This window comes from Streptomyces racemochromogenes, assembly GCF_039535215.1.
GTDB lineage: Bacteria > Actinomycetota > Actinomycetes > Streptomycetales > Streptomycetaceae > Streptomyces > Streptomyces racemochromogenes.
Map to the genome: position 1 here is coordinate 1,169,313 of NZ_BAAAWT010000001.1, position 23,886 is coordinate 1,193,198.

The 23,886-nt window shown below is 73.1% G+C and carries 23 protein-coding genes; 10 read left to right on the top strand and 13 right to left on the bottom strand.

The genetic code is table 11. The features are described from left to right. Positions 1-4: 4 nt before the first annotated feature. From ABD973_RS05475 to ABD973_RS05495, 5 genes are read right to left on the bottom strand one after another with little or no spacing between them, the layout of a single operon-like run. A complete protein-coding gene (locus ABD973_RS05475; RefSeq protein ID WP_125823048.1) occupies positions 5-604 on the bottom strand; it encodes a hypothetical protein in 600 nt (199 codons plus the stop codon). Then, the gene (locus ABD973_RS05480; RefSeq protein WP_125823047.1) at positions 601-1,770 is read right to left on the bottom strand and encodes an ROK family glucokinase; all 1,170 of its coding nucleotides are present in this window, start codon (positions 1,768-1,770) and stop codon (positions 601-603) included. The genes ABD973_RS05475 and ABD973_RS05480 overlap by 4 nt, the downstream gene beginning before the upstream one ends. Beyond that, the gene (locus ABD973_RS05485; protein WP_386382365.1) at positions 1,767-2,603 is read right to left on the bottom strand and encodes an ATP-binding cassette domain-containing protein; all 837 of its coding nucleotides are present in this window, start codon (positions 2,601-2,603) and stop codon (positions 1,767-1,769) included. Before ABD973_RS05485 ends, ABD973_RS05480 begins: the two co-directional genes overlap by 4 nt. Continuing rightward, positions 2,600-3,637 (bottom strand): ABC transporter permease, encoded by a 1,038-nt coding sequence (locus ABD973_RS05490; RefSeq protein WP_007267413.1) that lies wholly within the window; start codon positions 3,635-3,637, stop codon positions 2,600-2,602. Before ABD973_RS05490 ends, ABD973_RS05485 begins: the two co-directional genes overlap by 4 nt. After that, positions 3,634-4,644 (bottom strand): sugar ABC transporter substrate-binding protein, encoded by a 1,011-nt coding sequence (locus tag ABD973_RS05495; RefSeq protein WP_125603904.1) that lies wholly within the window; start codon positions 4,642-4,644, stop codon positions 3,634-3,636. Before ABD973_RS05495 ends, ABD973_RS05490 begins: the two co-directional genes overlap by 4 nt. A 142-nt stretch (positions 4,645-4,786) precedes the next feature. On the opposite strand from ABD973_RS05495, the gene ABD973_RS05500 reads away from it, so the two are divergent. Continuing rightward, positions 4,787-5,791 carry a Gfo/Idh/MocA family protein gene (locus ABD973_RS05500; protein ID WP_125603903.1) on the top strand — a complete coding sequence of 335 codons (1,005 nt, stop codon included), beginning with the start codon at positions 4,787-4,789 and terminating at the stop codon, positions 5,789-5,791. Positions 5,792-5,889: 98 nt separating this feature from the next. Here the strand turns inward: ABD973_RS05500 and ABD973_RS05505 are convergent, their stop codons facing one another. Both ABD973_RS05505 and ABD973_RS05510 read right to left on the bottom strand, forming a co-directional pair. Beyond that, on the bottom strand, positions 5,890-6,804 hold the full coding sequence (locus ABD973_RS05505) for a DMT family transporter (RefSeq protein ID WP_125823046.1): 915 nt from the start codon (positions 6,802-6,804) through the stop codon (positions 5,890-5,892). A 127-nt stretch (positions 6,805-6,931) separates the two neighbouring features. Next, a complete protein-coding gene (locus ABD973_RS05510; protein WP_125823045.1) occupies positions 6,932-7,549 on the bottom strand; it encodes a dihydrofolate reductase family protein in 618 nt (205 codons plus the stop codon). Positions 7,550-7,722: 173 nt separating this feature from the next. On the opposite strand from ABD973_RS05510, the gene ABD973_RS05515 reads away from it, so the two are divergent. After that, on the top strand, positions 7,723-8,457 hold the full coding sequence (locus ABD973_RS05515) for an SDR family NAD(P)-dependent oxidoreductase (protein WP_345498877.1): 735 nt from the start codon (positions 7,723-7,725) through the stop codon (positions 8,455-8,457). 104 nt (positions 8,458-8,561) lie between these two features. Here the strand turns inward: ABD973_RS05515 and alc are convergent, their stop codons facing one another. Both alc and allB read right to left on the bottom strand, forming a co-directional pair. After that, positions 8,562-9,674, bottom strand: coding sequence for an allantoicase (gene alc / locus ABD973_RS05520; protein ID WP_125823043.1), 1,113 nt, complete (start codon positions 9,672-9,674; stop codon positions 8,562-8,564). 2 nt (positions 9,675-9,676) lie between these two features. Next, positions 9,677-11,011 carry an allantoinase AllB gene (gene allB / locus ABD973_RS05525; protein ID WP_386382371.1) on the bottom strand — a complete coding sequence of 445 codons (1,335 nt, stop codon included), beginning with the start codon at positions 11,009-11,011 and terminating at the stop codon, positions 9,677-9,679. Positions 11,012-11,347: 336 nt separating this feature from the next. On the opposite strand from allB, the gene ABD973_RS05530 reads away from it, so the two are divergent. Next, positions 11,348-12,151 carry an IclR family transcriptional regulator gene (locus tag ABD973_RS05530; protein ID WP_007267406.1) on the top strand — a complete coding sequence of 268 codons (804 nt, stop codon included), beginning with the start codon at positions 11,348-11,350 and terminating at the stop codon, positions 12,149-12,151. A 76-nt stretch (positions 12,152-12,227) separates the two neighbouring features. Here the strand turns inward: ABD973_RS05530 and ABD973_RS05535 are convergent, their stop codons facing one another. Together ABD973_RS05535 and ABD973_RS05540 are read right to left on the bottom strand one after the other, a co-directional pair. Then, positions 12,228-12,944, bottom strand: a complete 717-nt coding sequence (locus ABD973_RS05535; RefSeq protein WP_125823041.1) for an ABC transporter ATP-binding protein — start codon at positions 12,942-12,944, stop codon at positions 12,228-12,230. Continuing rightward, positions 12,941-14,029: an ABC transporter permease gene (locus ABD973_RS05540; protein ID WP_345498883.1), complete on the bottom strand. Its 1,089-nt coding sequence runs from the start codon at positions 14,027-14,029 to the stop codon at positions 12,941-12,943. Before ABD973_RS05540 ends, ABD973_RS05535 begins: the two co-directional genes overlap by 4 nt. A 134-nt stretch (positions 14,030-14,163) precedes the next feature. On the opposite strand from ABD973_RS05540, the gene ABD973_RS05545 reads away from it, so the two are divergent. From ABD973_RS05545 to ABD973_RS05555, 3 genes are all read left to right on the top strand, one after another. Further along, a complete protein-coding gene (locus ABD973_RS05545) occupies positions 14,164-15,348 on the top strand; it encodes a sensor histidine kinase (protein WP_125823039.1) in 1,185 nt (394 codons plus the stop codon). A gap of 2 nt (positions 15,349-15,350) precedes the next feature. Then, entirely contained in the window at positions 15,351-15,980 is a 630-nt protein-coding gene (locus ABD973_RS05550) for a response regulator (protein WP_007267402.1), read from the top strand. Positions 15,981-16,213: 233 nt separating this feature from the next. Then, entirely contained in the window at positions 16,214-16,582 is a 369-nt protein-coding gene (locus ABD973_RS05555; protein WP_345498885.1) for a hypothetical protein, read from the top strand. A gap of 9 nt (positions 16,583-16,591) precedes the next feature. On the opposite strand, the gene yczR is transcribed toward ABD973_RS05555, so the two are convergent. Continuing rightward, positions 16,592-18,079 carry a MocR-like transcription factor YczR gene (gene yczR / locus ABD973_RS05560; protein WP_125823037.1) on the bottom strand — a complete coding sequence of 496 codons (1,488 nt, stop codon included), beginning with the start codon at positions 18,077-18,079 and terminating at the stop codon, positions 16,592-16,594. An 89-nt stretch (positions 18,080-18,168) separates the two neighbouring features. Between yczR and ABD973_RS05565 the strand changes: the two genes are divergently transcribed. The 3 genes from ABD973_RS05565 to aceB all read left to right on the top strand — a co-directional run bounded on the left by ABD973_RS05565 (position 18,169) and on the right by aceB (position 20,882). Further along, entirely contained in the window at positions 18,169-18,390 is a 222-nt protein-coding gene (locus ABD973_RS05565) for a hypothetical protein (protein WP_125823036.1), read from the top strand. 38 nt (positions 18,391-18,428) lie between these two features. Then, positions 18,429-19,010 carry a nucleotidyltransferase family protein gene (locus tag ABD973_RS05570; RefSeq protein ID WP_345504484.1) on the top strand — a complete coding sequence of 194 codons (582 nt, stop codon included), beginning with the start codon at positions 18,429-18,431 and terminating at the stop codon, positions 19,008-19,010. 252 nt (positions 19,011-19,262) lie between these two features. Then, entirely contained in the window at positions 19,263-20,882 is a 1,620-nt protein-coding gene (aceB, locus tag ABD973_RS05575) for a malate synthase A (RefSeq protein ID WP_125823035.1), read from the top strand. Between the two features lie 135 nt (positions 20,883-21,017). On the opposite strand, the gene ABD973_RS05580 is transcribed toward aceB, so the two are convergent. Next, complete coding sequence (locus tag ABD973_RS05580; RefSeq protein ID WP_345498888.1) at positions 21,018-22,181, bottom strand: acyltransferase family protein; 1,164 nt, start codon at positions 22,179-22,181, stop codon at positions 21,018-21,020. Between the two features lie 319 nt (positions 22,182-22,500). Between ABD973_RS05580 and ABD973_RS05585 the strand changes: the two genes are divergently transcribed. Continuing rightward, on the top strand, positions 22,501-23,739 hold the full coding sequence (locus ABD973_RS05585) for a glycosyltransferase family 87 protein (protein ID WP_164720983.1): 1,239 nt from the start codon (positions 22,501-22,503) through the stop codon (positions 23,737-23,739). Positions 23,740-23,886: the final 147 nt, after the last annotated feature.

The following is a 23,886-nucleotide window of genomic DNA, read 5'->3' on the forward strand; positions in this document are numbered from 1 at the left end:
GGGCCTACGGCACGGTGGTGGAGACCACGTAGACGCGGGGGGCCGACGGGTTGGTGAAGTCGACGGTGACGTCGCGCGTGGGACGCGGGTCCCCGGCCTCCACGGTGACCCCGGACCACTGGTGCTTCGGGCTCCAGCTCCAGCCGGCCACCTTGGCGTCGCGCTCGGAGACCGACACCCCGGCGGTCAGGGCGTCCCTGCTGGTGCCCACTCCGGCCAGGAAGGTGTCCAGCTCCGCGGGGGTCACCTGGAACTGCACGTACAGCCGGCTGGTGTGCCAGTTGTTGGTCTCCAGGTAGCCGACGTGGGAGGCCATCAGCGGGATCGGCACCTCGTAGATGCTGCGCTGCACCTTGGAGGGCCAGTCGGTGCGCACCTTGACCGCGCCCACCCGGGCGGCCTTGTCCCGGCCGCTCTGGCGGCTCTGCTGCGCCGAGACGAACAGGTACCCCGCCGGGACCCCGATGAGCAGGACGATGATGATCGCGGTGACCCAGCGGCGCCGTACGGTGTGCCGGCGGTCCTCGCGCTCCTCGGCGGTGGGCGGCTGCGTACCGCCCGCTTCGGGCGAGGAGGCCTGGCGGGGCAGGGAGGGCGGGGTCACTGCTGTTCCTGATCCTTGGGGTCCGTGGGGGCCGTAGCGCCGCGCCGGCCCAGCTGCGCGTAGCGCTCGTGCCGCTCGACGCGCCGGCGGGTGGCGCGGCGGAAGCGGCGGGCGACGAGGCGGGCGAGGTCGGCGGCGCCGACCATGCCGGCCTCGGGGCCCAGCTGGGCCTTGGCGATGCGGGCCTCGGGGCGGTAGCCGCGGCCGGTGAGGTGGCGGCGGAAGGCGTCCCGGGCGGGGCCGATCAGCAGGTCGTCGGCGGCGCTGACGCCGCCGCCGATGACGAAGCAGGACGGGTCGAGGGCTGCGGCGAGGTTGGCGATGCCGACGCCGAGCCACTGGCCGATGTCCTGGAGGAGCTCGACGCACATGGCGTCGCCCTCGCGGGCCAGCTCGGTGATGAGGGGGCCGGTGATCTCCTGGACGTTGCCGCCGACCCTGGCGATGATGTTGTACGCCACCGGGGAGTCGGCGGCGGCCAGCTCGCGGGCCTCGCGGACCAGGGCGTTGCCGGAGCTGTACTGCTCCCAGCAGCCGCGGTTGCCGCAGGGGCAGCGGTGTCCGCCGGGGACGACCTGCATGTGGCCGAACTCGCCGGCCACCCCGAAGCGGCCGCGCTTGACCTGGCCGTCCTCCAGGATGGCCCCGCCGATGCCGGTGCCCAGGGTGATCATGACGAGGTGGTCCTCGCCGCGGCCGGCTCCGAAGCGCCATTCGGCCCAGGCGGCGGTGTTGGCGTCGTTGTCGACCATGACCGGGACCGCGAGCCGGGACTGGAGGGCGTCGCGCAGCGGCTCGTCGCGCCACGCCAGGTGCGGGGCGAACAGGACGCGGGAGCGGTCCGCGTCGACCCACCCGGCGGCGCCGATGCCCACGGCGTGCACGTCGTGCCGGTCGGACAGGTCGAGCACCAGCTCGACGATGGTGTCCTCGACGACCTTGGGGCTCTTGGACTTGTCCGGGGTCTCGGTGCGGATCTTCTCCAGGATGACCCCGTCGGCGTCGACCACGCCCGCCATGACCTTGGTGCCGCCGATGTCGATGCCCACGGTCGGGACGCGCGGGGCGGTGCGCAGGGAGCGGCGCTCACGGGTCCCGACGGTCCGCAGGACGGTGCCCCGCGCCGCCCCCCGGTGGGCGAGCGTGAAGTCCCGGTACGTGCTCATCGAGTCGTTTCGTCCCTGTCGGTGGCCGGATCGGATGGGGTGGTCGCCCCTGATTCTGCCACCCGCTCCAGCTCGTGGCTCAGCTCCTCCAGCTCCGAGCCGCCCGCCATCTGCCGGGTGAGCTCGTCCAGGGTGATCGAGTCGCGGGTGTGACCGCCCGCCATGGCACCCCGCTTGAGGAGCACGAAGCGGTCCCCGACCAGGTACGCGTGGTGCGGGTTGTGGGTGATGAGGACCACGCCGAGGCCCGCGTCGCGGGCGGCGGCGACGTACTTGAGGACCACGCCGGACTGCTTGACGCCGAGGGCGGCGGTGGGCTCGTCCAGGACGAGGACCTTCGCGCCGAAGTGGACGGCGCGGGCGATGGCCACGCACTGCCGCTCGCCGCCGGAGAGGGTGCCGATGGGCTGGTCGACGTCGCGCAGGTCGATGCCCATGCGCAGCAGCTCGGTGCGGGTGGTCTCGCGCATGAGGTCGACGTCGAGGCGGCGGAAGGGGCCGCGGCCCTTCGTCGGTTCCGAGCCGAGGAAGAAGTTGCGCCACACCGGCATGAGGGGGACGACGGCCAGGTCCTGGTAGACGGTGGCGATGCCGTGGTCGAGGGCGGCGCGCGGGTTGGCGAGCTCGGTCTCGGCCCCCTCGATCTCGAAACTGCCGGCGTCGTGCCGGTGCAGCCCCGCGATGATCTTGATGAGGGTGGACTTGCCGGCGCCGTTGTCGCCGAGCACGCAGGTGATCTCGCCCGCCGAGACCTCCAGGGACACGCCGTGCAGGGCGCGGATGTTCCCGTAGTACTTGCTGACGTCCGTCAGCTTCACCAGTGGCGTGCTCATGCCCGCGCCTCCGCCCGCTTGCGGACCCATGCGTTCAGCAGCGTGGCGAGCAGCAGCATGGCGCCCAGGAAGAACTTGAACCAGTCGGGGTTCCACTGCGCGTAGACGATGCCGTTGCTGGTCATGCCGAAGATGAAAGCGCCGACGGCCGAGCCGATCGCGGAGCCGTAGCCGCCGGTCATCAGACAGCCGCCGATGACGGCCGCGATGATGTAGAGGAACTCGTTGCCGACGCCCTCGCCGGACTGGACCACGTCGAACGAGAAGAGGATGTGCTGCCCGGAGATCCAGGCGCACAGCGCGACCCCCATGTAGAGGCCGATCCGGGTCTTGACCACCGGGACGCCGGTGGCGCGGGCCGCGTCGGCACCGCCGCCGACGGCGAAGATCCAGTTCCCGGCGCGGGTGCGCAGCAGGATCCAGGTGGCGACGGCGACCAGCACCAGCCACCACAGGATGGTGACCTTGAGGGTGACCGAGCCGACGTTCCACTGCGAGGCGAACAGGGCCCGCGCCGAGGAGAAGCCCTCCATGTCGGCGATCGTCTTGGTGGACACCGAGCCGCTGATCAGCTTGGTGAAGCCGAGGTTCAGGCCGGTCAGCATCAGGAAGGTGCCGAGCGTGATGATGAAGCTCGGCAGTTTCGTGCGGGTCAGCATGAACCCGTTGAAGAAGCCGATGGCCAGCGTGACCAGCAGGGAGACGAGGACGCCGACCCAGACGTTGGCGGTCATCTGGTAGCTGAACATCGAGCTGAACAGCGCCGACGTGGTCACCATGACGCCGGCGGAGAGGTCGAACTCGCCGCCGATCATCAGCAGGGCGACCGGAACCGCCATGATGCCGATGGTGGAGGCCGAGTACAGGACCGTGCTCAGGCTGGAGGGCTTCAGGAAGCTGTCGGCGGCGAAGCAGAAGAAGACGAAGACGGCGGCGGCGCCGACGACCGCGCCCAGCTCGGGCCGGCCCAGCAGCCGCCGGACGTACGAGGTGGGCGCGAGCCGTTCGTCGGCCGCGGGGGCGGCGGCGCTCATCGGCTGCCCCGCTTGATGTACTCCTCCAGCTTGGCCGCCTCGGCCGCGGTGACGATCTGCGGGCCGGTCAGCACCGGGCGGCCGCCGCCGAGCACGTCCGCGTTGTAGCGGTAGAGCCACAGCAGGTCCACGGCCTGGTAGCCCTGCAGGTAGGGCTGCTGGTCCACGGCGAAGCCCAGCGCCCCGGACTTGAGGTCCCGGGCGACGGACTCGTTCAGGTCGAAGGTGTCCACCTCGGCCTTGCTGCCCGCCGCGTCCTTGGCCTTGACGGCCGTGGGGGCGAAGGGCGCGCCGAGGGTCACGATGGAGTCGACGGAGGGGTCCGCCTGGAGCTTGGCCTGGACGGCGGCCTGCACGGAGGGCATGTTGGTGCCCTCGACGTACAGGTTCTCCATGCTGCCGCCGAAGGTCTTCTTCGCCCCGGCGCAGCGCTGCTCGTGGCCCACGTTGCCCTGCTCGTGCAGGACGCAGACGGCCTTCTTCTTCCCGCGCCTGGTCAGCTCGGTGCCGACGGCCTCGCCGGCGATCTCCTCGTCCTGCCCGATGTGGGTGAGCGCCCCGTACGCGGCGGACTGGGCGGAGCCGGAGTTGACCGTGACCACCGGGATGCCGGCCTTGACGGCCTTGGCGATGACGTCCTTGAGGGCCTCGGGCTTCGCGAGGCTGACGATGATCCCGTCGACCTTCTGGTCGATGGCGTTCTGCACGAACTGGGCCTGCTGCTGCGCCTGGTCGTCGTGGGAGTAGACGAAGTTGATGTTGTCCTTCGCGGAGGCCTCCTTGGCGCCCTTCTGCACGATGTCCCAGAAGGTGTCGCCGTCGCCCGCGTGGGTGATCATCGCGAAGGTCCAGCGCGGCGTGGACACGGCGGGCCGGCCCGCCTCCGCGGCCTTCGCCCGCTCCTCGGCGCGCTTGCCGCCCGTGCTGCTGCAGCCCGTGAGGGAGGCCCCCAGTACCGCCGCGAGCACGGCGCCGACGACGCGTACCCCTGTCCGAACCCTAGCCACGTCCCCGTGCCCTTCCCTCGTCCGTCATCAATCGGTCATTACGGTTTCAGCCGCCCAGTATCCGCCACAGTGGACCATGAAGGGTCATCGGGGCATGCGCGGGCAGATTGACAGGTCCCCCGTACGGGGCCACGTTGAGTGCATGCGCATCGGGCTGATCGGAACGGGCCGGATCGGCTCCTTCCACGCGGCCGCACTGGCCCGCCACCCGGACGCCGGCTCGCTGCTGCTGGCCGACGCCGATCCCGGGCGGGCCGCGCGGCTCGCGGACCGGCTGGGGGCGACCGCCGCCCCGACGGTCGACCAGGTCTTCACCTGGGGCGTGGACGCCGTGGTGGTGGCCTGCGCGACGGAGGGCCACGCCGACCTGGTGGTCCGGGCGGTGCGCGGCGGGCTGCCGGTGTTCTGCGAGAAGCCGGTGGCCCCCGACCTGGCCCGGACCCTGGCCGTGCTGCGCGAGGTGGGGGCGGCCCGGGGGCTGCTCCAGGTCGGTTTCATGCGGCGCTTCGACGCGGGCTGCCGGACCGCCCGCGAACTGGTCCGTTCGGGTGCCCTGGGACGGCTGCACACGGTGCGCACGATGACGGCCGACCCGGCGCCGCCGCCGGCCGAGTACCTGGCGGCCTCCGGGGGCCTGTACCGGGACTGCCTGGTGCACGACTTCGACATGGTCCGCTGGGTGACCGGGCGCGAGGTCGCCGACGTGTACGCGACCGGTTCCGACAGGGGGCCGGCCCGGTTCCGGGAGGCGGGGGACGTCGACACGGCCGCCGCCGTGCTCACACTGGACGACGGGACGCTGGTCACCAGCACCGGGACCCGCTGCAACGGCGCCGGGTACGACGTGCGGATGGAGCTGGCCGGGGAGCTGGACCAGGTCTCCTGCGGGCTCGACGACCGGACCCCGATCGCCTCGACGGAGCCGCACGGCCCGCCCCCGGCCGGCAATCCGTGGTCCGGGTTCCTGGAGCGGTTCGCCCCCGCCTACGAGGCCGAGCTGGCGGCGTTCGTACGGCTGGTGCGCGGCGAGGGGGACAACCCGTGCGACGGGTTCCAGGCGCTCGCCGCGTTCCGGGTGGCCGAGGCCTGCGAACGCTCCCGGCGGGAGCGCCGGCCCGTACGGCTGGAGGAACTCCCGGACCTGTAGGGTGCGGGCGCCGGCGGACATGCGGGCCACAGTAGGCGGGCTGATCAAGCCCGCAGGAGCCGTTTACCGGCCAATCGCGGCCGGCGGGGGCGGGGCGGTCAGCGCGCCGCGCGGCGTCCCCAGGCGGTGCCGGCCAGGACCAGCGCGGCTCCGGCGAGTCCGGCCGGGCCGAGGTGCTCGCCGCCGATGGCGATGCCGGCGGCGGCCGCCCACAGCGGTTCGGTGCCCAGCAGCAGGCTGACGCGGGACGGGGAGGTGCGGCGTACGGCCCACATCTGCACGAAGAAGGCGAACAGCGTGCAGAAGACGGAGAGGAAGGCGAGTCCGGCCCATTGGGCGGGGCCGAAGTCCGCGGCGGCCGTCCAGGGCCGGTCGCCGGTCCCGGGGACGGCCGCGAGCAGGGCGAAGACCAGTACGGCCGCGCCCAGCTGGACGGTGGTGAGGGAGAGCGGGTCGGCGTCCTGGACGGCCTTGATCCGCGCCATCAGCAGGACGTGCAGGGTGCGGGCCAGGGCCGCGCCGAGGATCAGCAGGTCGCCGGGGCCGGGTGCGGTGAAGCCGGCGCCCTGGGTGAGCAGCACGACACCGGCCACCGAGACGGCCGCGGCCCCGAGGAAGGCGGCCGAGGGCTTCCTGCGGCGCACGGCGGACTCGGCGAGCGGCGTGAAGATCATGGTGAGGCTGATGATCAGACCGGCGTTGGTGGCGGAGGTGTGCACCACCCCGTAGGTCTCCAGCAGGAAGATCCCGCCGAGTACGAGGCCCAGCACCGCCGCGCCGCGCAGCTGGGCGGGGCCCAGCGCGCGCAGCCGCCGGCGTCCGGCGAGGACCAGCACCGGGAGCACGAGCGCGAAGCGCAGCACGAGGACCGCGATCACGGTGTGCGCGGTGGTGATCCCCTTGGCGGCGAGGTAGCTGCCGCCCCAGACGACGGCGACCAGCAGGACGGGCAGGTCCGCGAGCCAGGCCCGGCGGGGGGCGAGGGCGGGGGCGGGGGCGGTGAGGGTGGTCACCGGGCGGCTCCGACGGGTGGAGGGCGTGGAGACGTCGGCGGCTCGCACGGGTGCGGGCCCACGGTAACCGAGTGGATCTTCCCGGTCGACCGGTTAACCGGGGCACCCGCGGAGCCCCCTCCCCCGCTCAGTCCGCGAAGGTGCCGAAGGAGGCGCGGCCGGTGGGGCGGTAGGTGTGGATGGCGGTTCCGCTGCCGGTGGTGCGGGAGGCGGTCAGCTCGAAGGCCGTGGGCAGGCCGCCGGTGGGGAAGAGCCGGCGTCCCGCGCCGAGGAAGACGGGGAAGACCAGCAGGTTGAGCTCCTCGACGAGGTCGCGCGCGAGCAGCCACTGGGCGAGCTGTCCGCTGCCGTGCACCTGGAGCTCCCCGTCCATGCCGTCCTTGATCCGGACGATCTCCGACTGGAGGTGCTCCCCGTCCACCACGGCGGCCGGTCCCCACTCGGGGTCCTTGAGGGTGGTGGAGGCGACGTACTTCGGCAGTCGGTTGAGCTTGTTCGGGACGGGGTCGGCCGGGTCGTCGTGGAGCGGCCAGTACGAGGCGAAGATCTCGTACGTCCGGCGGCCGAGGAGGAAGGCCTCGGCCCGGCCGAAGAGCTCGTTCACGAACTCCCCCATGCCCTCGTCGGCGAACGGCACGAGCCACCCGCCGTACGCGAACCCGCCGCTGCGGTCCTCGTCGGGGCCGCCGGGGGCCTGCATCACTCCGTCGAGGGTCAGGAAGGTGGTCAGGGTCAGCTTGCCCATGGCGCGGCGCTCCTTGTGTCGTCTGCTTCTCCTCCTCAGACTCCCGCCGGTGCCCGCACTCATCGGTGCGGCGCGCGTGAACGCCGGGTCGGATTCCCGCCAGCGCCGTCGGCCTCCCCCGTATTTCATTGAACCCGCAACCAAATGCAGGGAACGGATCGGGGAGGAACGACATGAACGGCAACACGGTGGCCCTGGTGACGGGCGGCAGCCGGGGCATCGGAGCGGCCACCGCGCTGCGGCTGGCCGAGGACGGCTTCGACGTCGCGCTCACCTACGTCAACGGCGCCGGGGCGGCCGCCGAGGTCGTCGGGAAGATCGAGGCGCTGGGCCGCAGGGGCCTGGCGGTACGGGCCGACGCGGGCGCCGCCGACGGCCCGCGGACGGCGGTGGAGGAGGCCGTACGGGCGCTGGGGCGGCTCGACGTCCTCGTCAACAACGCCGGCGTCGGGGTGGTCGGCCCGCTCGACACGCTCGGCCCCGCCGAGGTGGACCTGGTCCTCGGCGTCAACGTCCGGGGCGCCTTCCTGGCCGCACAGGCCGCGGCGGCGCACCTGGGCTCCGGCGGACGGATCGTCACCATCGGCAGCTGCATGACGGGCCGGGTCCCCGGCCCGGGCGGCACGCTGTACGCGATGAGCAAGGCGGCCATGACGGGCCTGACGAAGGCGCTCGCCCGGGAGCTGGGCGGGCGCGGCATCACCGCCAACCTGGTCCACCCGGGCCCGACGGACACGGACATGAACCCGGCCGACGGCCCCTACGCGGACGCGCAGCGCTCACTGACGGCGCTCGGACGCTACGGCACCCCCGAGGAGGTGGCCGCCATGGTGTCCTTCCTCGCCGGGCCGGACTCCGCGTACGTCACGGGGGCGGAGTTCTCGGTGGACGGCGGCCACGCCGCCTGAGGGAACGCCTGTGGGGGCGCACCGCGTACGCGGTGCGCCCCCACAGGGCTGTGCCCGGGCCCCGGGGGTGTCGGCCCCCGGGGCGGGTCACGGGGCGGGGCGGGTCAGCCGCCCAGCTCCTGGTGGCGGGCGGCGTGCGCGGCCGCGCCGGCCTCCGTCAGGGAACCGAACAGGCGCAGGCGGGAGAAGCCGCCGTCCGGGAAGATGTCGATCCGTACGTGGGTGCCGACCGCCGGGGCGTCCAGCACGAAGCGGTGGTTGGTGTCGGGCTGCAGGCGGGTGCGCGGCAGGAACTCCGTCCACTCGCCCTCCTCGCCCGTCTTGATCGACAGCGAGGCCCAGCCGGCCGAGTTGCCCTTGAGGTAGGCGGTGTCGATCTCCACGGCGCGGATCTCGGACTCGGCGACGAGCTGGTAGCGGATCCAGTCGTTGCCGTTGTCGCGGCGGCGGGCGGTCTCCCAGCCGTCGTCCATCTTGCGGGAGCGGCCCGGGTTGATGGTGTTGGTCGGCGGGGAGTAGAAGCGGTTGGACGCGTCCTCCACCGAGCCGCCGTTCTCCAGGGCGACGACGTCGAAGGTGCCCAGCACGGCGAGCCACTTCGGGTCGGGGCGTACCTCGCCGTAGACGCGCAGACGGGCGATGCCGCCGTCCGGGTGCTGGTTCAGGCGCAGGTGCGTGAAGCGCTGCTCGACGTCGACCTCGAAGCCGTTGGCCGCGTGGCCGCCGACGGGGGTGCGCTCGACGAGGGTCGTCCACTTGACGTCGTCGGAGAGCAGCTCCGCCTCGGTCGGGGAGCCCTCGACGGACGCGCCCTGGATGGACACGGCCTGCGGCATGTTGCCGCGGAAGTGGGCGGTGTCGACGACGATGCCGCGGATGACGCCGGGGGCGCCGAGGCGGATCAGGGCGTAGTCGTGGTCCGCGGCGGTCGGCCAGGGCTGCTCGGCGGACACGCCGCGGCGGCGGCGGGTCTCCCAGCCGTCCATGACCTTGCCCTTGTGCCCGAAGTGCTCGGGGTCGAAGTGGCCGGCCTCGGCGATCAGCAGGTTCTCGCGCTCGGCGAAGAACTCGTCGTTGGCGGCGATGACACCGGCGCCCAGCTCTCGGGCGGCGAGGTTCGCGTACTGGGTGAAGGGGAACTCCGCGGTGCGGTAGTCCGCGTACGGGTCGCCGCCCCCGTACGGGTTCGCGTTACCGGTGAAGGAGGGAATCGCCACTGTCAGTTCTGCCTTTCGAGGAGGAGGCCCGTGGGCTCGGTCGGGGTACCGTGGTCGGCGATCTGCGTGCCGCGCAGCCAGGTGGACTTCACGACGCCGTGCAGGGTCCTGCCCGCGTACGCCGTGACCTGGTTGCGGTGGTGCAGCTCGGCCGGGTCCACGGTGAAGGTCTCTTCGGGGGCCAGGACGGCGAAGTCGGCGTCACGGCCGGCCTCGATGGCCCCCTTCTGCGCCAGGCCCGCCAGCGCGGCGGGGGCGGTGGACATCCAGCGCACGACCTCTTCGAGAGTGCGGCCGCGCTTGCGCGCCTCGGTCCAGATGGCGGGAAGGCCCAGCTGGAGGGAGGAGATGCCGCCCCACGCGGTGGCGAAGTCGCCGGTCTTCAGGTCCGCGGTGGAGGGCGAGTGGTCGGAGACGATGCAGTCGATGGTGCCGTCGGCGAGCGCGTCCCAGAGGACGTCCTGGTTCGCGGCCTCGCGGATGGGCGGGCAGCACTTGAACTCGGTCGCGCCGTCCGGGACTTCCTCGGCGGTGAGGGTGAGGAAGTGCGGGCAGGACTCGACGGTGATCTGCACGCCCTCGGCCTTGGCCGCGGCGATCAGCGGCAGCGCGGAGGCGGAGGACAGGTGCAGGACGTGCACGCGGGCGTTCAGCCGCCTCGCCTGGTCGATCAGGTTCTGGATCGCGGTGTTCTCGGCGTCCTGCGGGCGGGAGGCCAGGAAGTCGGCGTACTTGGGGCCCGGCTTCTGCGGGGCGGACTCCAGGTGGTGCGGGTCCTCGGCGTGCACGATCAGCAGGCCGCCGAAACCGGTGATCTCGGCGAGCGAGGTGGCCAGCTGCTCCTGGTCCAGCAGGGGGAACTCGTCCACGCCGGAGGGCGACAGGAAGCACTTGAAGCCGTAGACGCCGGCGTCGTGCAGCGGCTTCAGGTCCTTGACGTTGTCCGGCAGGGCGCCGCCCCAGAAGCCGACGTCCACGTGCGCCTTGGAGCGGGCGACCTCCTGCTTGACGCGGAGGTTGTCGACCGTGGTGGTCGGCGGCAGGGAGTTCAGGGGCATGTCGACGATGGTGGTGATACCGCCGGCCGCGGCGGCGCGGGTGGCCGTCCAGAAGCCCTCCCACTCGGTGCGGCCCGGGTCGTTCACGTGGACGTGGGTGTCCACCAGGCCGGGGAGCAGGACGTCGTCACCGAAGTCCTCCAGCCGGGCTCCGACCGGTACCCCGGCGTCGTGCGCCAGCACGGCCGTAATCTTCCCGCCGGCGACGGCCACCGAGGCGGCGCGCGTCCCCTCGGGGGTGATGACGCGCGTCGAGCGCAGTACCAGTTCCACTGCCACGTCGGCCACCGGAACCTCCCCATCTACTTCCACAGAGCGAAATTCAACGTTCTGTTGACGGAGTCTTCACCCCGATGCGGGGCCAGTCAAGAGCGCCCGGAGGGACTGCTGACACGTTCTCACCGCGATTGGATGTTTCCACAGGATGGAATTAGGATTTCACTATCCAGAATGTAGCTACCGCCACCTGGGAGCGGGCGGGTAACTTCCCGAGGACGTCCACCACCAGGACAAACCACCTCTGACCGGCGAGGACGGCGAGGGCCCGGCTCTAGGGCCGACGTCGACCGACCGGTAGGCTGCTTCCTTGCCTGCCAGCACCGAAAGGACCGCGCCGTGCCGACGTCCAGCGCCAGCACCACCGACGCTTCCGCCAAGCCCACCGCCGGCGGCGGTGGCGTCCAGTCCCTCGAGCGCGCCTTCGATCTGCTCGAACGCATGGCCGATGCGGGTGGCGAGGTCGGCCTCAGTGAACTCTCGGCCGCCAGCGGCCTGCCGCTGCCGACCATCCACCGCCTGATGCGCACCCTCGTCGCCTGCGGGTACGTCCGGCAGCAGCCCAACCGACGGTACTCCCTCGGACCGCGCCTCATCCGCCTCGGCGAGTCCGCGTCGCGGCTGCTGGGCACCTGGGCCCGCCCCTACCTCGCCCGCCTGGTCGAGGAGACCGGGGAGACCGCGAACATGGCCCTGCTCGACGGCGACGAGATCGTCTACGTCGCCCAGGTGCCGTCCAAGCACTCCATGCGCATGTTCACCGAGGTCGGCCGCCGCGTCCTGCCCCACTCCACCGGCGTGGGCAAGGCCCTGCTGGCGCACACCCCGGCCGACGAGGTCCGCGCCCTGCTGGCCCGCACGGGGATGCCCGCCGCGACCGAGAAGACCATCACCACCCCCGAGGGCTTCCTGGAGGCCCTGGAACAGGTCCGCCGCGTGGGCTACGCCGTCGACGACAACGAGCAGGAAATAGGAGTCCGCTGCCTGGCCGTTTCGGTGCCCGACTCGCCGACCGCCGCCGCGATCTCCATCTCCGGCCCGGCCGGCCGGGTGACGCAGGCCGTGGCCGAGTCCTTCGTACCGATCCTCCAGGGGGTCGCCGCCGAACTGTCGGTGGCCCTGCAGAGCCAGACCCCCGCCTAAGCCGTGTGACGGGAGCCCCGGCACCCTCCCCCTGTGGGGGTGCCGGGGCTCCCGCGCGTGCGGGCCGCGGGTGGGCTCAAGCCGCCGGGAGCGAGGCGGACGGCGGCTCGGCGGCGGCCGGGGCGCCGGGGGTGAGGCGGCCGTCGGCCATGGTCGCCGTACGGTCCATGCGCTCCAGGTGGGCGTGGTCGTGGGTGACCAGCACCGTGGCGGTGCCCCGCTCCCGGGTGAGGGTGACCAGCAGGTCCAGGACCGCCGCGCCCCGCTCGTGGTCCAGGGCACTGGTCGGCTCGTCCACCAGCAGCACGGCCGGCTCGTTCATCAGGGCCCGGGCGATGTTCACGCGCTGGCGCTGGCCGCCGGACAGCTCGTGCGGGCGCTTGCCGGCCTTGTCGGCCAGGCCCACCGCGTCCAGCAGCTCCAGGGCGCGGCGGCGAAGCTGCCGGGAGGGGCGGCCCGACACGTGGGCCATCACCTGGAGCTGCTCGGCGGCCGTCAGCGAGGCCAGCAGGTTCGGCTGCTGGAAGACGATGCCGATCCGCTCCCGGCGCAGCGCCGACTTCCCGGCGGGCCCGAGCCGGCTGGTGTCCCGGCCGGCCACCACGACCCGGCCGGAGTCCGGGGTGACCAGGGTGGCCGCCACCGCCAGGAGGCTGGACTTCCCGGAGCCGGAGGGCCCCACGATCGCGGTCAGGGAGCCCGCCGGCACCTCCAGGGACACCGCGTCGAGCGCGGTGAGACGGCCGTCCCCGTCGGGGTAGGTCAGCGTCACGTCGTCAACGAGCAGGGTCATCGGGCGCTCCCCAGGGCGGTCAGCGGGTCGACGGCGGTGATCCGCCGGATGGACAGGGCCGCGCCCAGCACGCCGAGCACGATCATGATCGCGGCGGGGGCCAGCACGGTGGCGGCGTCCAGGACGAAGGGCACGTCACCGCCGCTGATCAGGGCGCCGATGGCGGCCGCGAGCGCGGTACCGGCCCCGGTGCCGATCGCCAGCATCACCACGGCCTGGCCGAGGGCGTCCTTGAGCAGGTACGGGGTGGAGGCGCCCAGTGCCTTCAGGACCGCGACGTCACCGCTGCGCTGGATGGTCCAGACGGTGAAGAAGGCCCCTATGACCAGGGCGGAGATGGCGAACAGGAAGCCGCGCATCAGCTGGAGCGAGCCGTTCTCGGCCTGGTAGGACCCTATGGCGCCCAGGGCCTCGTCGACGGTCAGGGTCTTCGTGCCGGCCGCCGCGTCGCCGGCCGCCCAGTCCGTGCCCCCGGAGCCTTCGAGGGCGACGACCGTGGCGGTGGTGTCCGGGGAGGCGGCGGGACCGCCGACGCGCTGCCAGTCGGCCAGGTCCGTCCAGACGACCGGGGTGTGGCTGTAGGCGGCCGTGCCCGAGACGGCGGCGACGGTCAGCTCCTGCGTCCCGATCCGGACCCGGGCCCCGGCGGTGAGCCCGCCGAGCTCCTTGGCCGCCTTCTCGGTGAGGACCGCCCGGCCCGGACCGAGCCCCGTCCCGGCCGGAGCGAGCCGGCCGTCCGGCTCGACGCCGAAGGCGGAGACGGCGGCGGTGCGCCCGCCCGCGGCGGCGTTGACGGTGCGGATGCCGAGCGGCTGGGCGGCCCCGACGCCCGGCCGCGCCCGCCAGGTCTTCCAGGCTGCCTCGGGCAGCTGGGACTGGGTGAAGGAGACCTTCTGGTCCCCGGCGGGCGCGGCGAAGGCCAGGTGCGAGGCGGGCAGGCCGGTGACGGCCGAGACGTTCTCCCGGGCGAGTCCGGAGGTGAGTCCCGACAGCAGGCCGACCAGCAGCGTGATCAGCAGTACGACCGAGCCCATGAGGGCGAAGCGGCCCTTGGCGAACCGTAGATCTCTCCATGCGACGAACATGTCCCCCACCTTGGTGTCGCACGCGGGCCCCGGGCATCGCGCCACGGGAGGCATCCTGGTATCGAAGGTGGCATCCGGACATCGAACTTTCGGTTGACCGGGGTCCCCGGCCGCCCGCTTACGCTGGTCGGACGATGTCTGCCGCACCGCCCTCCCGCCCCCTGACACCCGTCACCCGCGTACTGCGGCTGTGCCTGCACGCGCTGCTGCTCGGGCTGCTCGCGCTGGCCTCCGCCCGCGCCGTCGCCGGTTCCGCGCCGCGGGCCGGCTGGGTGACCGGCCTGTGCGTGCTGCTGGCCGCCGTCTACGCGGCGGGCGTGCGCGCCCCCGCCGTGCACCGCTCGGCGCGGGCCGCCGGGCTGTGGCTGGCCGGGGTGGGGGCCGTGTGGGCCGCCCTGCTGGTCCTCTCCCCCGACGGGCTGTGGGTGGCCTTCCCGCTGTACTTCCTGGAGCTGCACCTGCTGCGGCTGCGCTGGGCCCTCGCGGCCGTCGGGGTCACCGCCTGCGCCGCCATAGGGGGCTTCCTCGCGCACGGCGGCGCCCTCACCCCGGGGGCCTTCCTCGGGCCGCTGCTGGGCGGGGCGGTGGCCGTCGCCACGGTGCTCGGCTACCAGGCGCTGTACCGCGAGAGCGAGCGCCGCCGCGAGCTGATCGAGGAGCTCATCGCCACCCGGGCCGAGCTGGCGGCGGCCGAGCGGGGCGCGGGGATCCTCGCGGAGCGGGAGCGGCTCGCGCGGGAGATCCACGACACCCTGGCCCAGGGCCTGTCCTCCATCCAGCTGCTGCTGCGGGCGGCCGAGCGGGCGCTGCCCCAGGACGCGCCGGCCGCCGACCACATCGCCCGGGCCCGGCAGGCCGCGCAGGACAACCTGGCCGAGGCACGCCGCTTCGTACGGGCCCTGACTCCCCCGGACCTGGAGCACGGCTCGCTGGCGGCGGCGCTGGAGCGGCTGTGCTCGGGGGCCCCGGGCCCGCGCGTGCGCTTCTCCGTCAGCGGCGCACCCCGGGCGCTGCCCACCCCGTACGAGGTGGCCCTGCTGCGGATCGCCCAGTCGGCGCTGGCCAACGTGGTGCGGCACGCGGGGGCCGGGCGGGCGGAGATCACCCTGACCTTCATGGACAGCTCGGTCACCCTGGACGTGGTCGACGACGGCCGGGGCTTCGACCCCGCCGGCGTCGCCGCCGGCGGTGACGGCGGCTTCGGCCTGCCCGCGATGCGGGCGCGGGCCCAGTCGCTGGGCGGGCTGTTCACCGTGGAGTCCGACCCGGGCCAGGGCACCGCCGTGGCCGTCACCCTGCCGCTGCCCGTGGAGGCCTGACCATGACCATCCGGCTGCTGCTCGCCGACGACCACCCCGTGGTGCGCGCCGGGCTGCGCGCGGTGCTGGACACCGAGCCGGACTTCGCGGTGGTCGCGGAGGCGGCGACGGCGGAGCGGGCGGTGGAGCTGGCCGCGTCCGAGCCGGTGGACGTCGTGCTGATGGACCTCCAGTTCGGGGCCGGGATGCACGGCTCGGCCGCCACGGCGGCGATCACCGCCCGGCCGGGCGCGCCCCGGGTCCTCGTCCTGACCACCTACGACACCGACGCCGACATCCTGGCGGCGGTGGAGGCCGGCGCCTCGGGTTACCTGCTCAAGGACGCCCCGCCGGAGGAGCTGGCGGCGGCGGTGCGCACTGCGGCGGCCGGCCAGTCGGCGCTGGCCCCGGCGGTGGCGCTGCGGCTGATGGACCGGATGCGCACCCCGGCGGAGGCGCTGACGAAGCGCGAGCTGGAGGTGCTCCAGCTGGTCGCGGACGGGCTGTCGAACCAGCAGATCTCCAAGCGGCTGTTCCTGAGCCAGGCCACGGTCAAGTCCCACCTGGTGCACGTATACGCCAAGCTCGGCGTCGACTCGCGCACCTCCGCGGTCGCCGCGGCCGCCACCCGCCGGCTGATCCGCACGCCGTAGGAGCCGTCCTCACGGGGGTTGTCCCCCCGCTCGGACACCGGGAGGCAGGCGGGTGGCGGGGCCGCCCGGCCGGAAGCATTCGGGGGGTCGATCCCCGTACGCGAAAGCGAGCCCCCGATGTCCGCGATCCCCGGCACGACCGAACGGCACGACCTCCCCGCCCCCACCGCTCCCCCGGCCGCACCGCCTACGGGCTGTGGCTGGCGGCCGTCGCCGCCGGAGCCTTCGAAACCGTGCTCGCGGTCGGCCGGATGGCCGCCGGCGGCACCGGCTCCGCCGGGGAGATCGGAACGGGTCTCGCCGTCCGGCTCACGGTCTTCACCCTCACCGTACTGTGCGCCCGGCGGATGCGGGGCGGCGCCCGGTGGGCACGGGTCACCCTGGCGCTGGGCCTGGGCGTGCTGGGCACCGCCTCGATGGTCGTGCAGCCGCTCGGCTACCTCGCCGACGGCGGCTCGGTCGCGGACGCCCTGGCCCGGGCGGGCGCCCTCGACCTGGTCTTCGGGGCCAGCCGGGGCGTGCACGTGGCGGCCGTGCTGGTGGCCGTGGCCCTGATGTTCCGGCCGGCGGCCAACGCGTACTTCCGGCGGACCGCCCGGTAGGGCCGCCGCTCAGGCCACCCAGTACGGCCGCTCGACCCCCGGGGCCAGCGGGACGCCGTCGTGGAAGGCGGCCGCGAGGCGGCGCACGCCCTCCTCCAGGCGGTCGGCCGGCAGGGTGTACGGGATGCGCAGGCGGTGCTCGAAGGTGCCCGGGTCGACGCCGAAGCGGGCCCCGCGCCCGATGTGCACCCCGGCGGCCGCGGCGCGTTCCGCGAGGGCGGAGCTGACCGGTTCGCCGAGGTCCACCCAGAGGGAGAGGCCGCCCGGCGGCAGCCGCCAGGACCATTCGGGGGTGTGCCGCTGGAGCGCGGACACCAGGGCGGCCCGCTGGGCGCGCAGCTGCGCGAGCCGGCCGGGCAGGGTCCGGTCCAGGTCCTCCAGCAGCACGAGCGCCACCGCCTGGTCGAGTACGGAGCCGGTCATGTCCGCGGAGACCCGTACGGCGGTCAGCTCGGCGATCAGCTTCGCGGTGGCCCGGACCCAGCCCACCCGCAGGCCGCCCCAGTGGGTCTTGCTCAGCGAGCCGATGGTGATCACGTGGTCGGCGCCGGACCGGGGGGCGAGCGAGGCCAGTGGTGTGGGGGCGGGCACGTCCAGGGCGATGTCGGCGATGGTCTCGTCGACCACCAGCCAGGTGCCGGTGGCCCGGGTCGCCGCGAGCAGCCGCAGCCGCTGCTCCTGCGGCATCAGGGAGCCCGTCGGGTTGTGGAAGTCCGGGACCGCGTACGCCAGGCGGGGCACGGTCTGGCGCAGCGTGGACTCGGCGATCTCCATGTCCCAGCCGGTGTCGGAGACGGCGATGGACCCGGTGCGCAGTCTCGCGTGGCGCAGGGCGTCGAGGGCGTTGGCGTAGGTGGGGTTCTCGGTGACCACCCGGTCCCCGGGCCGGCAGAGCAGGCTGACCACGAGGGCGAAGGCCTGCTGGGCCCCGGCGGTGACCAGGATCTGCTCGGGGCGGGTGGGCAGGCCGCGGCGGGTGAAGCGGTCCGCGACGGCCGCGCGCAGGTCGGGCAGTCCGAAGGGGTGGTAGCCGGGGGTGCGGGTGAGGGCGGGCAGCTTCGGGGCGGCCCGGGCGAGGGCGTCGGCAAGGCTGCCCTCGGGGGCGCCCATCGCGGCGATGGCGAGGTCGATGCCGGGGTCGCCGTCGGCGCTGTAGCCGCCGGCCCCGACGAGGGCGTGGGCGCCGACGGGTCCGTGTCCGTCGGGCAGCTCGGTCCAGGTGCCGGAGCCGCGCCGGCTGCGTACGTAGCCGCTGCCGCGGAGGAGGTCGTAGGCGCCGGTGACGGTGGCGCGGCTGGCGCCGACCGCCTCGGCCAGTTCGCGTTCGGCGGGCAGGCGGACGTGCAGGGCGATCCGGCCGTCGAGGATCAGGGTGCGGACGGAGTCGGCGAGGGCCCGGTATCCGGGTCGGGCCAGTACCTCGGGCGGGAGCAGTGCCGCGAGCTGGCGGCTCCCGATCGTCCTGTCCGCCGTATGGACCACTCGCCCGTTCGCCATGCCAACCTCCCCTGATTGGCTCTGCCCGCCAGGCCAATCCGGGTCCAGACTCGCGGTATTGGCCCCCGATTGGCAAGGAGTGCTCCGCGATGCCGTATGACGTGTTCACCGATCGTGACGAACGGGCCCTGGTGGCCGCCGCGGAGAACCGGGTCTGCGAGCCGCTGCGGATCGGGGTCGCCCTGGCCTCCGTACGGCGGCTGCTGGCGGGGCTGCCACCCTTTCGGGGGAAGGGGCGGCGAGAATCGCTGACATGTCAGCAGTCGAACGTTCCCGCGAAGCCCTCCCCGGCCGGTCCGCTGCCCCAGTGACCTCCGCGTCCGGGGAGGCCCTCCCCCCGCCCCCTCCCCTGATCGCCGGCCTGCTCCTGGCCGCGGGCGGCGGGCGCCGGCTGGGCGGGCGCCCCAAGGCGCTGCTCCCGTACCGCGGGCGGCCGCTCGTCGAGAACGCCGTGCGCGTGCTGCGCAAGGCCGGCTGCGGCCCGGTGCACGTGGTGCTCGGGGCCTCGGCCGCGGAGGTCCGCGAGCGCGCCGACCTGGCGGGGTGCGTGGTCGTGGACAACCCGGACTGGGCCGAGGGGATGGGCTCCTCGCTGCGGGTCGGCCTCACCTCCCTGGCCGGCACGGGGGCGAGCGCGGCGCTGGTGTCGCTGGTGGACCAGCCGGGCATCGGGGCGGCCGCGGTGGCCCGGGTGCGGGAGGCGTACCGGTCGCCGTCGAGCCTGGTGGCGGCGGCGTACGACGGGGAGCGCGGGCATCCCGTGCTGTTCGGGGCGGACCGCTGGGCGGACATCGCGGCGACCGCGACCGGGGACCAGGGTGCGCGCGTCCACCTGAGGAACCACGCCGCCGAGGTCATGCTGGTGGAGTGCGGGGACGTCGCGGCCGCCTTCGACATCGACACCCCGCCCGACCTGGCGCGTCTGGACTGAGCGGGGCGTGACCGCGATGGCACTGAGGGCCACCGGCAAGTGGAATCTGTCGACTCAGAGAATCTCGACATCAACAAACCATTGAACTTCCACCATGAGGAAATTACTATCCACTGGTCAGAAGCGCCCTGAACCCCCAGACGGCGCCCGCGACCGTTACCCGGAACTCTCCACACCCGACGGCACTGCGTGCCGTCTCGCGCGAGCATTCCCCCGCGGCCGCCAGGCACCGCCGCTGAAGGAGTGACAGATATGTCCGCACCAGCGCCGTCCCCGCTGGCCATCGTCGACGCCGAGCCCCTGCCCCGGCAGGACGAAGTCCTCACCGAAGCGGCCCTCGCCTTCGTGGCCGAGCTCCACCGGCGGTTCGCCCCCCGCCGCGCCGAGCTCCTCGCCCGACGCGGCGAGCGGCGCGCCGAGATCGCCCGCACCTCCACGCTCGACTTCCTCCCGGACACCGCACAGGTCCGCGAGGGCGACTGGAAGGTCGCGCCGGCCCCGGCCGCCCTGAACGACCGCCGCGTGGAGATCACCGGTCCGACCGACCGCAAGATGACCATCAACGCCCTGAACTCGGGCGCCAAGGTCTGGCTCGCCGACTTCGAGGACGCCTCCGCTCCCACCTGGGAGAACGTCGTCCTCGGCCAGCTCAACCTCATCGACGCCTACGAGCGCCGCATCGACTTCACCGACGCGCGCACCGGCAAGGCCTACGCCCTGAAGCCCGCCGACCAGCTCGCGACCGTGGTCATGCGCCCGCGCGGCTGGCACCTGGAGGAGCGCCACCTCAGCTTCGAGGGCGGTCCGGCCTCCGGCTCCCTCGTGGACTTCGGCCTCTACTTCTTCCACAACGCCCAGCGCCTGATCGACCTCGGCAAGGGCCCGTACTTCTACCTCCCGAAGACGGAGTCGCACCTGGAGGCCCGCCTCTGGAACGACATCTTCGTCTTCGCGCAGGACTACGTGGGCATCCCGCAGGGCACCGTCCGCGCGACCGTCCTCATCGAGACCATCACCGCGGCCTACGAGATGGAAGAGATCCTCTTCGAACTCAAGGACCACGCGGCGGGCCTGAACGCGGGCCGCTGGGACTACCTGTTCTCCATCGTCAAGAACTTCCGGGACGGCGGCGCCAAGTTCGTCCTGCCGGACCGCAACGCGGTGACGATGACCGCCCCCTTCATGCGCGCCTACACCGAGCTGCTCGTCCGCACCTGCCACAAGCGCGGCGCGCACGCGATCGGCGGCATGGCGGCCTTCATCCCGTCCCGCAAGGACGCCGAGGCCAACGCGGTCGCCTTCGCGAAGGTCAAGGCCGACAAGGACCGCGAGGCCGGCGACGGCTTCGACGGCTCCTGGGTCGCCCACCCCGACCTGGTCCCGATCGCCATGGCCTCCTTCGACGCCGTCCTGGGCGACAAGCCCAACCAGAAGGACCGCCTCCGCGAGGACGTCTCGGTGGCCCCCGGCGACCTGATCGCGATCGACTCGCTGGACGCCAAGCCCACCTACGAGGGCCTGCGCAACGCGGTCCAGGTCGGCACCCGCTACATCGAGGCCTGGCTGCGCGGCCTCGGCGCCGTCGGCATCTTCGGCCTCATGGAGGACGCCGCCACCGCCGAGATCTCGCGCTCCCAGATCTGGCAGTGGATCAACGCGGGCGTCGTCTTCGAGAACGGCGAGCGCGCCACCGCCGAGCTGACCCGCAAGATCGCCGCCGAGGAGCTCGACGCGATCCGCGCCGAGGTCGGCGAGGAGGCCTTCGCGGCCGGGAAGTGGCAGCAGGCCCACGACCTCCTGCTCCAGGTCTCCCTGGACGCCGACTACGCGGACTTCCTGACGCTCCCCGCGTACGACCAGCTGGTCGGCTGACCCCGGGCACGGCCCGCACCACCCTCTTCGGCTGAATCGCACAGCAGTCGAGTACGGCTCCGCCCCCGGCACCGAGATGGTGCCGGGGGCGGAGCCGTGTCCGGGGAGCCGCGTTCGCGCGGGCGGGACGGGCGGTCAGCCCTTCGCGCCCCTGCCGCCGCCGGTGAGCACGTCCTTGCGGACCTGGGCGAAGGAGGCGTCCAGCTTCCGCTTCATCCAGGGGGCCAGCGGGCGCTCCACCAGCCGGTGCACCAGGTAGGCCGCGACCATCATGATCACGGTCACCGCGATCAGCGTCGGATACGGCTCCAGGTACCGGCGCAGGCGGGTGATCAGCTGCCAGCCGATCATCTGGTGCAGCAGGTAGAGCGGGTAGGTGAGCGCCCCCGCGACGGTCAGCCACTTCCACCGGATCCAGTTGAACGCACCCAGCGCGGCGGCGATCACGACGCCGAAGGCGACCGTGGTGCAGAACAGCGTGAGGGTCCAGGAGAGCCGGTGCTGGGTGCCGTACTCGTATCCGCCGGCCACGCCGCGCAGCGAGTCCTGGGCCATCAGCCAGCAGAATCCGACGATGCCCCAGAGCAGCAGGTTGGGGCCGAAGCGGTACATCAGGAAGATCGCGATGCCCGCGATGAAGTACCAGGCGTAGGTGGGCTGGACGATCACGGTGAGCAGCGGGAAGTTCGACGCGCTCGCCATCAGCGCCGCGACGCCCCAGATCCCGCAGAACGCCAGCACCCGGCGGTAGGTAAGGCCGATCGCGACGAGTACGCCGAACAGCAGGTAGAAGCGGAGCTCGGCCCAGAGGGTCCAGTAGACCGGGTCCAGGTTGTCGACCCCGACCGGCATGTTGGCCATGCTCAGGTTCGTGAGGATGCGCGAGAGGGTCGGCCGCTTGGTGTTGTCGCCCCAGATGGTCGGCACGATCAGCAGGCAGACGGAGGTGAGCAGGACCGCGACCCAGTAGGCGGGGAAGAGCCGGACCACGCGCGAGGTGACGAAGTCGCCGACCGAACGGCCCCAGCAGGACATGCAGATGACGAAGCCGCTGATCAGGAAGAACAGCTCGACGCCGGTCCAGCTGTACGCGCCGACCAGGTGGCCGGCCGGCATCAGTTCGCTGGGCTTGCCGTGCCAGATCTGCGGGAAGCGCTCGACTCCGAGCCAGTGCCACAGGACGACGCCCATCGCGGCGATCAGGCGGAGGCCGTCCAGGACGTAGAGCCGGGGCCGTTTGCCGGCGGCCGGCGCGCCGCCTCGCACCTCCTCCGGCTGGGCCGCCGGGGGCGGCGACATGGATACCGGCGGGGAACTGACGTCGGAGACCATCGACAACGCTTTCGGGGGCCGGTGCGGAGGTACTTATCAGTACAATTTCAGATGCAAACCCGGTCACCATATCATGGGCCGATCCCGGCCCGGCCGCCCGCCTCCCCCACCCGAGAGGGGGTCCCGGTCAGGGGCGCTGACGGCACCTCAGTTCACCGGGGCACCGGGGGCAACGGGTAAGGTTGCCCGCCGCGGGCCTTGCGACCTGGCCCGGCCGACCGGTCACGGCGCCGGTGGCAGCCGAGTGGCAGCACCCGCCGACATCGACACCGAATGGACTCGTCCCATGCGTAGCGCGCCCGGAACACGGCGTTCGGCGGGAGCCGGCGACGGCGACCCCCGGCTCTTCGACTGGCTCCGGGGACGGGCGCCGCTGGCCCTGGTGGCGGCGGCGGTCGCGCTGCTCGCCAACGTCTACTACCAGGCCCGTCACTCGGGGAACGTCGGCCTCGACAACGAGTGGGTCATCAAGGCCGCGGACGTCTTCAATCACGGCAGGCCCCCGTATGAGGAGGAACGTTTCCTCTACCTGCCGCCGGGCGTCCTCGCCGGCGTGCCCTGGCTCTGGTTCTCCCTGAAGACCCGGCTGGACCTGCTGCCCTTCGTCGGCATCGCCTTCGTCCTCACGGGCTGGATCCTCTCGCTGCGAATATTCGGGGTCTCGGCGCGGAGCCGCCTGGCCGTGCTCGGTGCGATCGCGCTCTGCTTCCTGGAGCCGTTCACCAACGTCGTGCAGATCGGCAACTGGACCTCCGGTTACGTGATGGCCCTCCCGGCGGTGCTGCTGCTGGCCGCCAACCGCCGCTGGACGGCGGCCGCGGTGGTGTTCGGCGTGGCCATCAGCATCAAGCCGATCCTCGCCCCCGTGGTGCTGGTCTTCCTGATGGCCCGCCAGTTCAAGGCCTTCGCCGTCGCGATCGTGGTGCCGGCGGTGATCGCGGTGGCGGCCGGCGCGATGATGCCCCAGCCCACGCTGTTCCTCACCAAGACGCTGCCCTACCTGCTCGGCGGACAGGGCGGTTTCGCCGCGCCGTTCGACGCCTCGGTCTCCAACGTCCTGACCCGGCTGGGCCTGCCCGAGGGCGTGGCCGGGGCCGCCGGCCTGGCCGCGGCGGCCCTCATGATCGTGCTGGCCTGGCTCCGCTGGCGCCGGGGCGGCCACGAGGGCCTGCGCCTGGTGGAGACCAGCGCCATGCTGATGCTGGCGGCCTTCCTGGGCACCAAGCCGTCCTTCGACCACTACACCCTGATCGTCCTGGTCCCGATGGCCGCGGCCGTGGTGGTCCCCGGCGCGGCCTCGCGCTCCCCGTGGTTCTGGATCGGCTACGTCCCGATGGTCAACGGTCTGACGCTGCCGTTCGTCTCCGCCTGGAACACGTACAACTACCGCGTCCTGGGCACCAACCTGGTCTCGGCCGCCACGCTCGCCTCCCGGGCCGTGGGCCGGCGGCCCGCCGGAGCCGCCCCGGCCGGCGCCGCTCCCGGCCGTACGCAGGAGCGGCAGCGGACGCCCTCCGGCGTCTGACTCGAAGCACACCGGAGCCGGGCCCGTGCCAACGGGCCCGGCTCCGGCGCGTTCACGCACGGCCGTGCCCTGACGCGGCCCCGGCGCCCGACCGACCGGTCGGACGTTACTGCATCGTAACCTGACTGTACCTAGCGGTAACAAGCG

Coding starts and splice junctions, on each gene's coding strand:
- ABD973_RS05565 (WP_125823036.1), top strand. CDS start 18,169: ATGCCGTATGACGTGTTCACCGATCGTGACGAACGGGCCCTGGTGGCC.
- aceB (WP_125823035.1), top strand. CDS start 19,263: ATGTCCGCACCAGCGCCGTCCCCGCTGGCCATCGTCGACGCCGAGCCC.
- ABD973_RS05580 (WP_345498888.1), bottom strand. CDS start 22,181: ATGTCGCCGCCCCCGGCGGCCCAGCCGGAGGAGGTGCGAGGCGGCGCG.
- ABD973_RS05535 (WP_125823041.1), bottom strand. CDS start 12,944: ATGACCCTGCTCGTTGACGACGTGACGCTGACCTACCCCGACGGGGAC.
- yczR (WP_125823037.1), bottom strand. CDS start 18,079: ATGGCGAACGGGCGAGTGGTCCATACGGCGGACAGGACGATCGGGAGC.
- ABD973_RS05545 (WP_125823039.1), top strand. CDS start 14,164: ATGTCTGCCGCACCGCCCTCCCGCCCCCTGACACCCGTCACCCGCGTA.
- ABD973_RS05585 (WP_164720983.1), top strand. CDS start 22,501: ATGCGTAGCGCGCCCGGAACACGGCGTTCGGCGGGAGCCGGCGACGGC.
- ABD973_RS05485 (WP_386382365.1), bottom strand. CDS start 2,603: ATGAGCACGCCACTGGTGAAGCTGACGGACGTCAGCAAGTACTACGGG.
- ABD973_RS05490 (WP_007267413.1), bottom strand. CDS start 3,637: ATGAGCGCCGCCGCCCCCGCGGCCGACGAACGGCTCGCGCCCACCTCG.
- ABD973_RS05550 (WP_007267402.1), top strand. CDS start 15,351: ATGACCATCCGGCTGCTGCTCGCCGACGACCACCCCGTGGTGCGCGCC.
- ABD973_RS05500 (WP_125603903.1), top strand. CDS start 4,787: ATGCGCATCGGGCTGATCGGAACGGGCCGGATCGGCTCCTTCCACGCG.
- ABD973_RS05510 (WP_125823045.1), bottom strand. CDS start 7,549: ATGGGCAAGCTGACCCTGACCACCTTCCTGACCCTCGACGGAGTGATG.
- ABD973_RS05540 (WP_345498883.1), bottom strand. CDS start 14,029: ATGTTCGTCGCATGGAGAGATCTACGGTTCGCCAAGGGCCGCTTCGCC.
- ABD973_RS05515 (WP_345498877.1), top strand. CDS start 7,723: ATGAACGGCAACACGGTGGCCCTGGTGACGGGCGGCAGCCGGGGCATC.
- ABD973_RS05480 (WP_125823047.1), bottom strand. CDS start 1,770: ATGAGCACGTACCGGGACTTCACGCTCGCCCACCGGGGGGCGGCGCGG.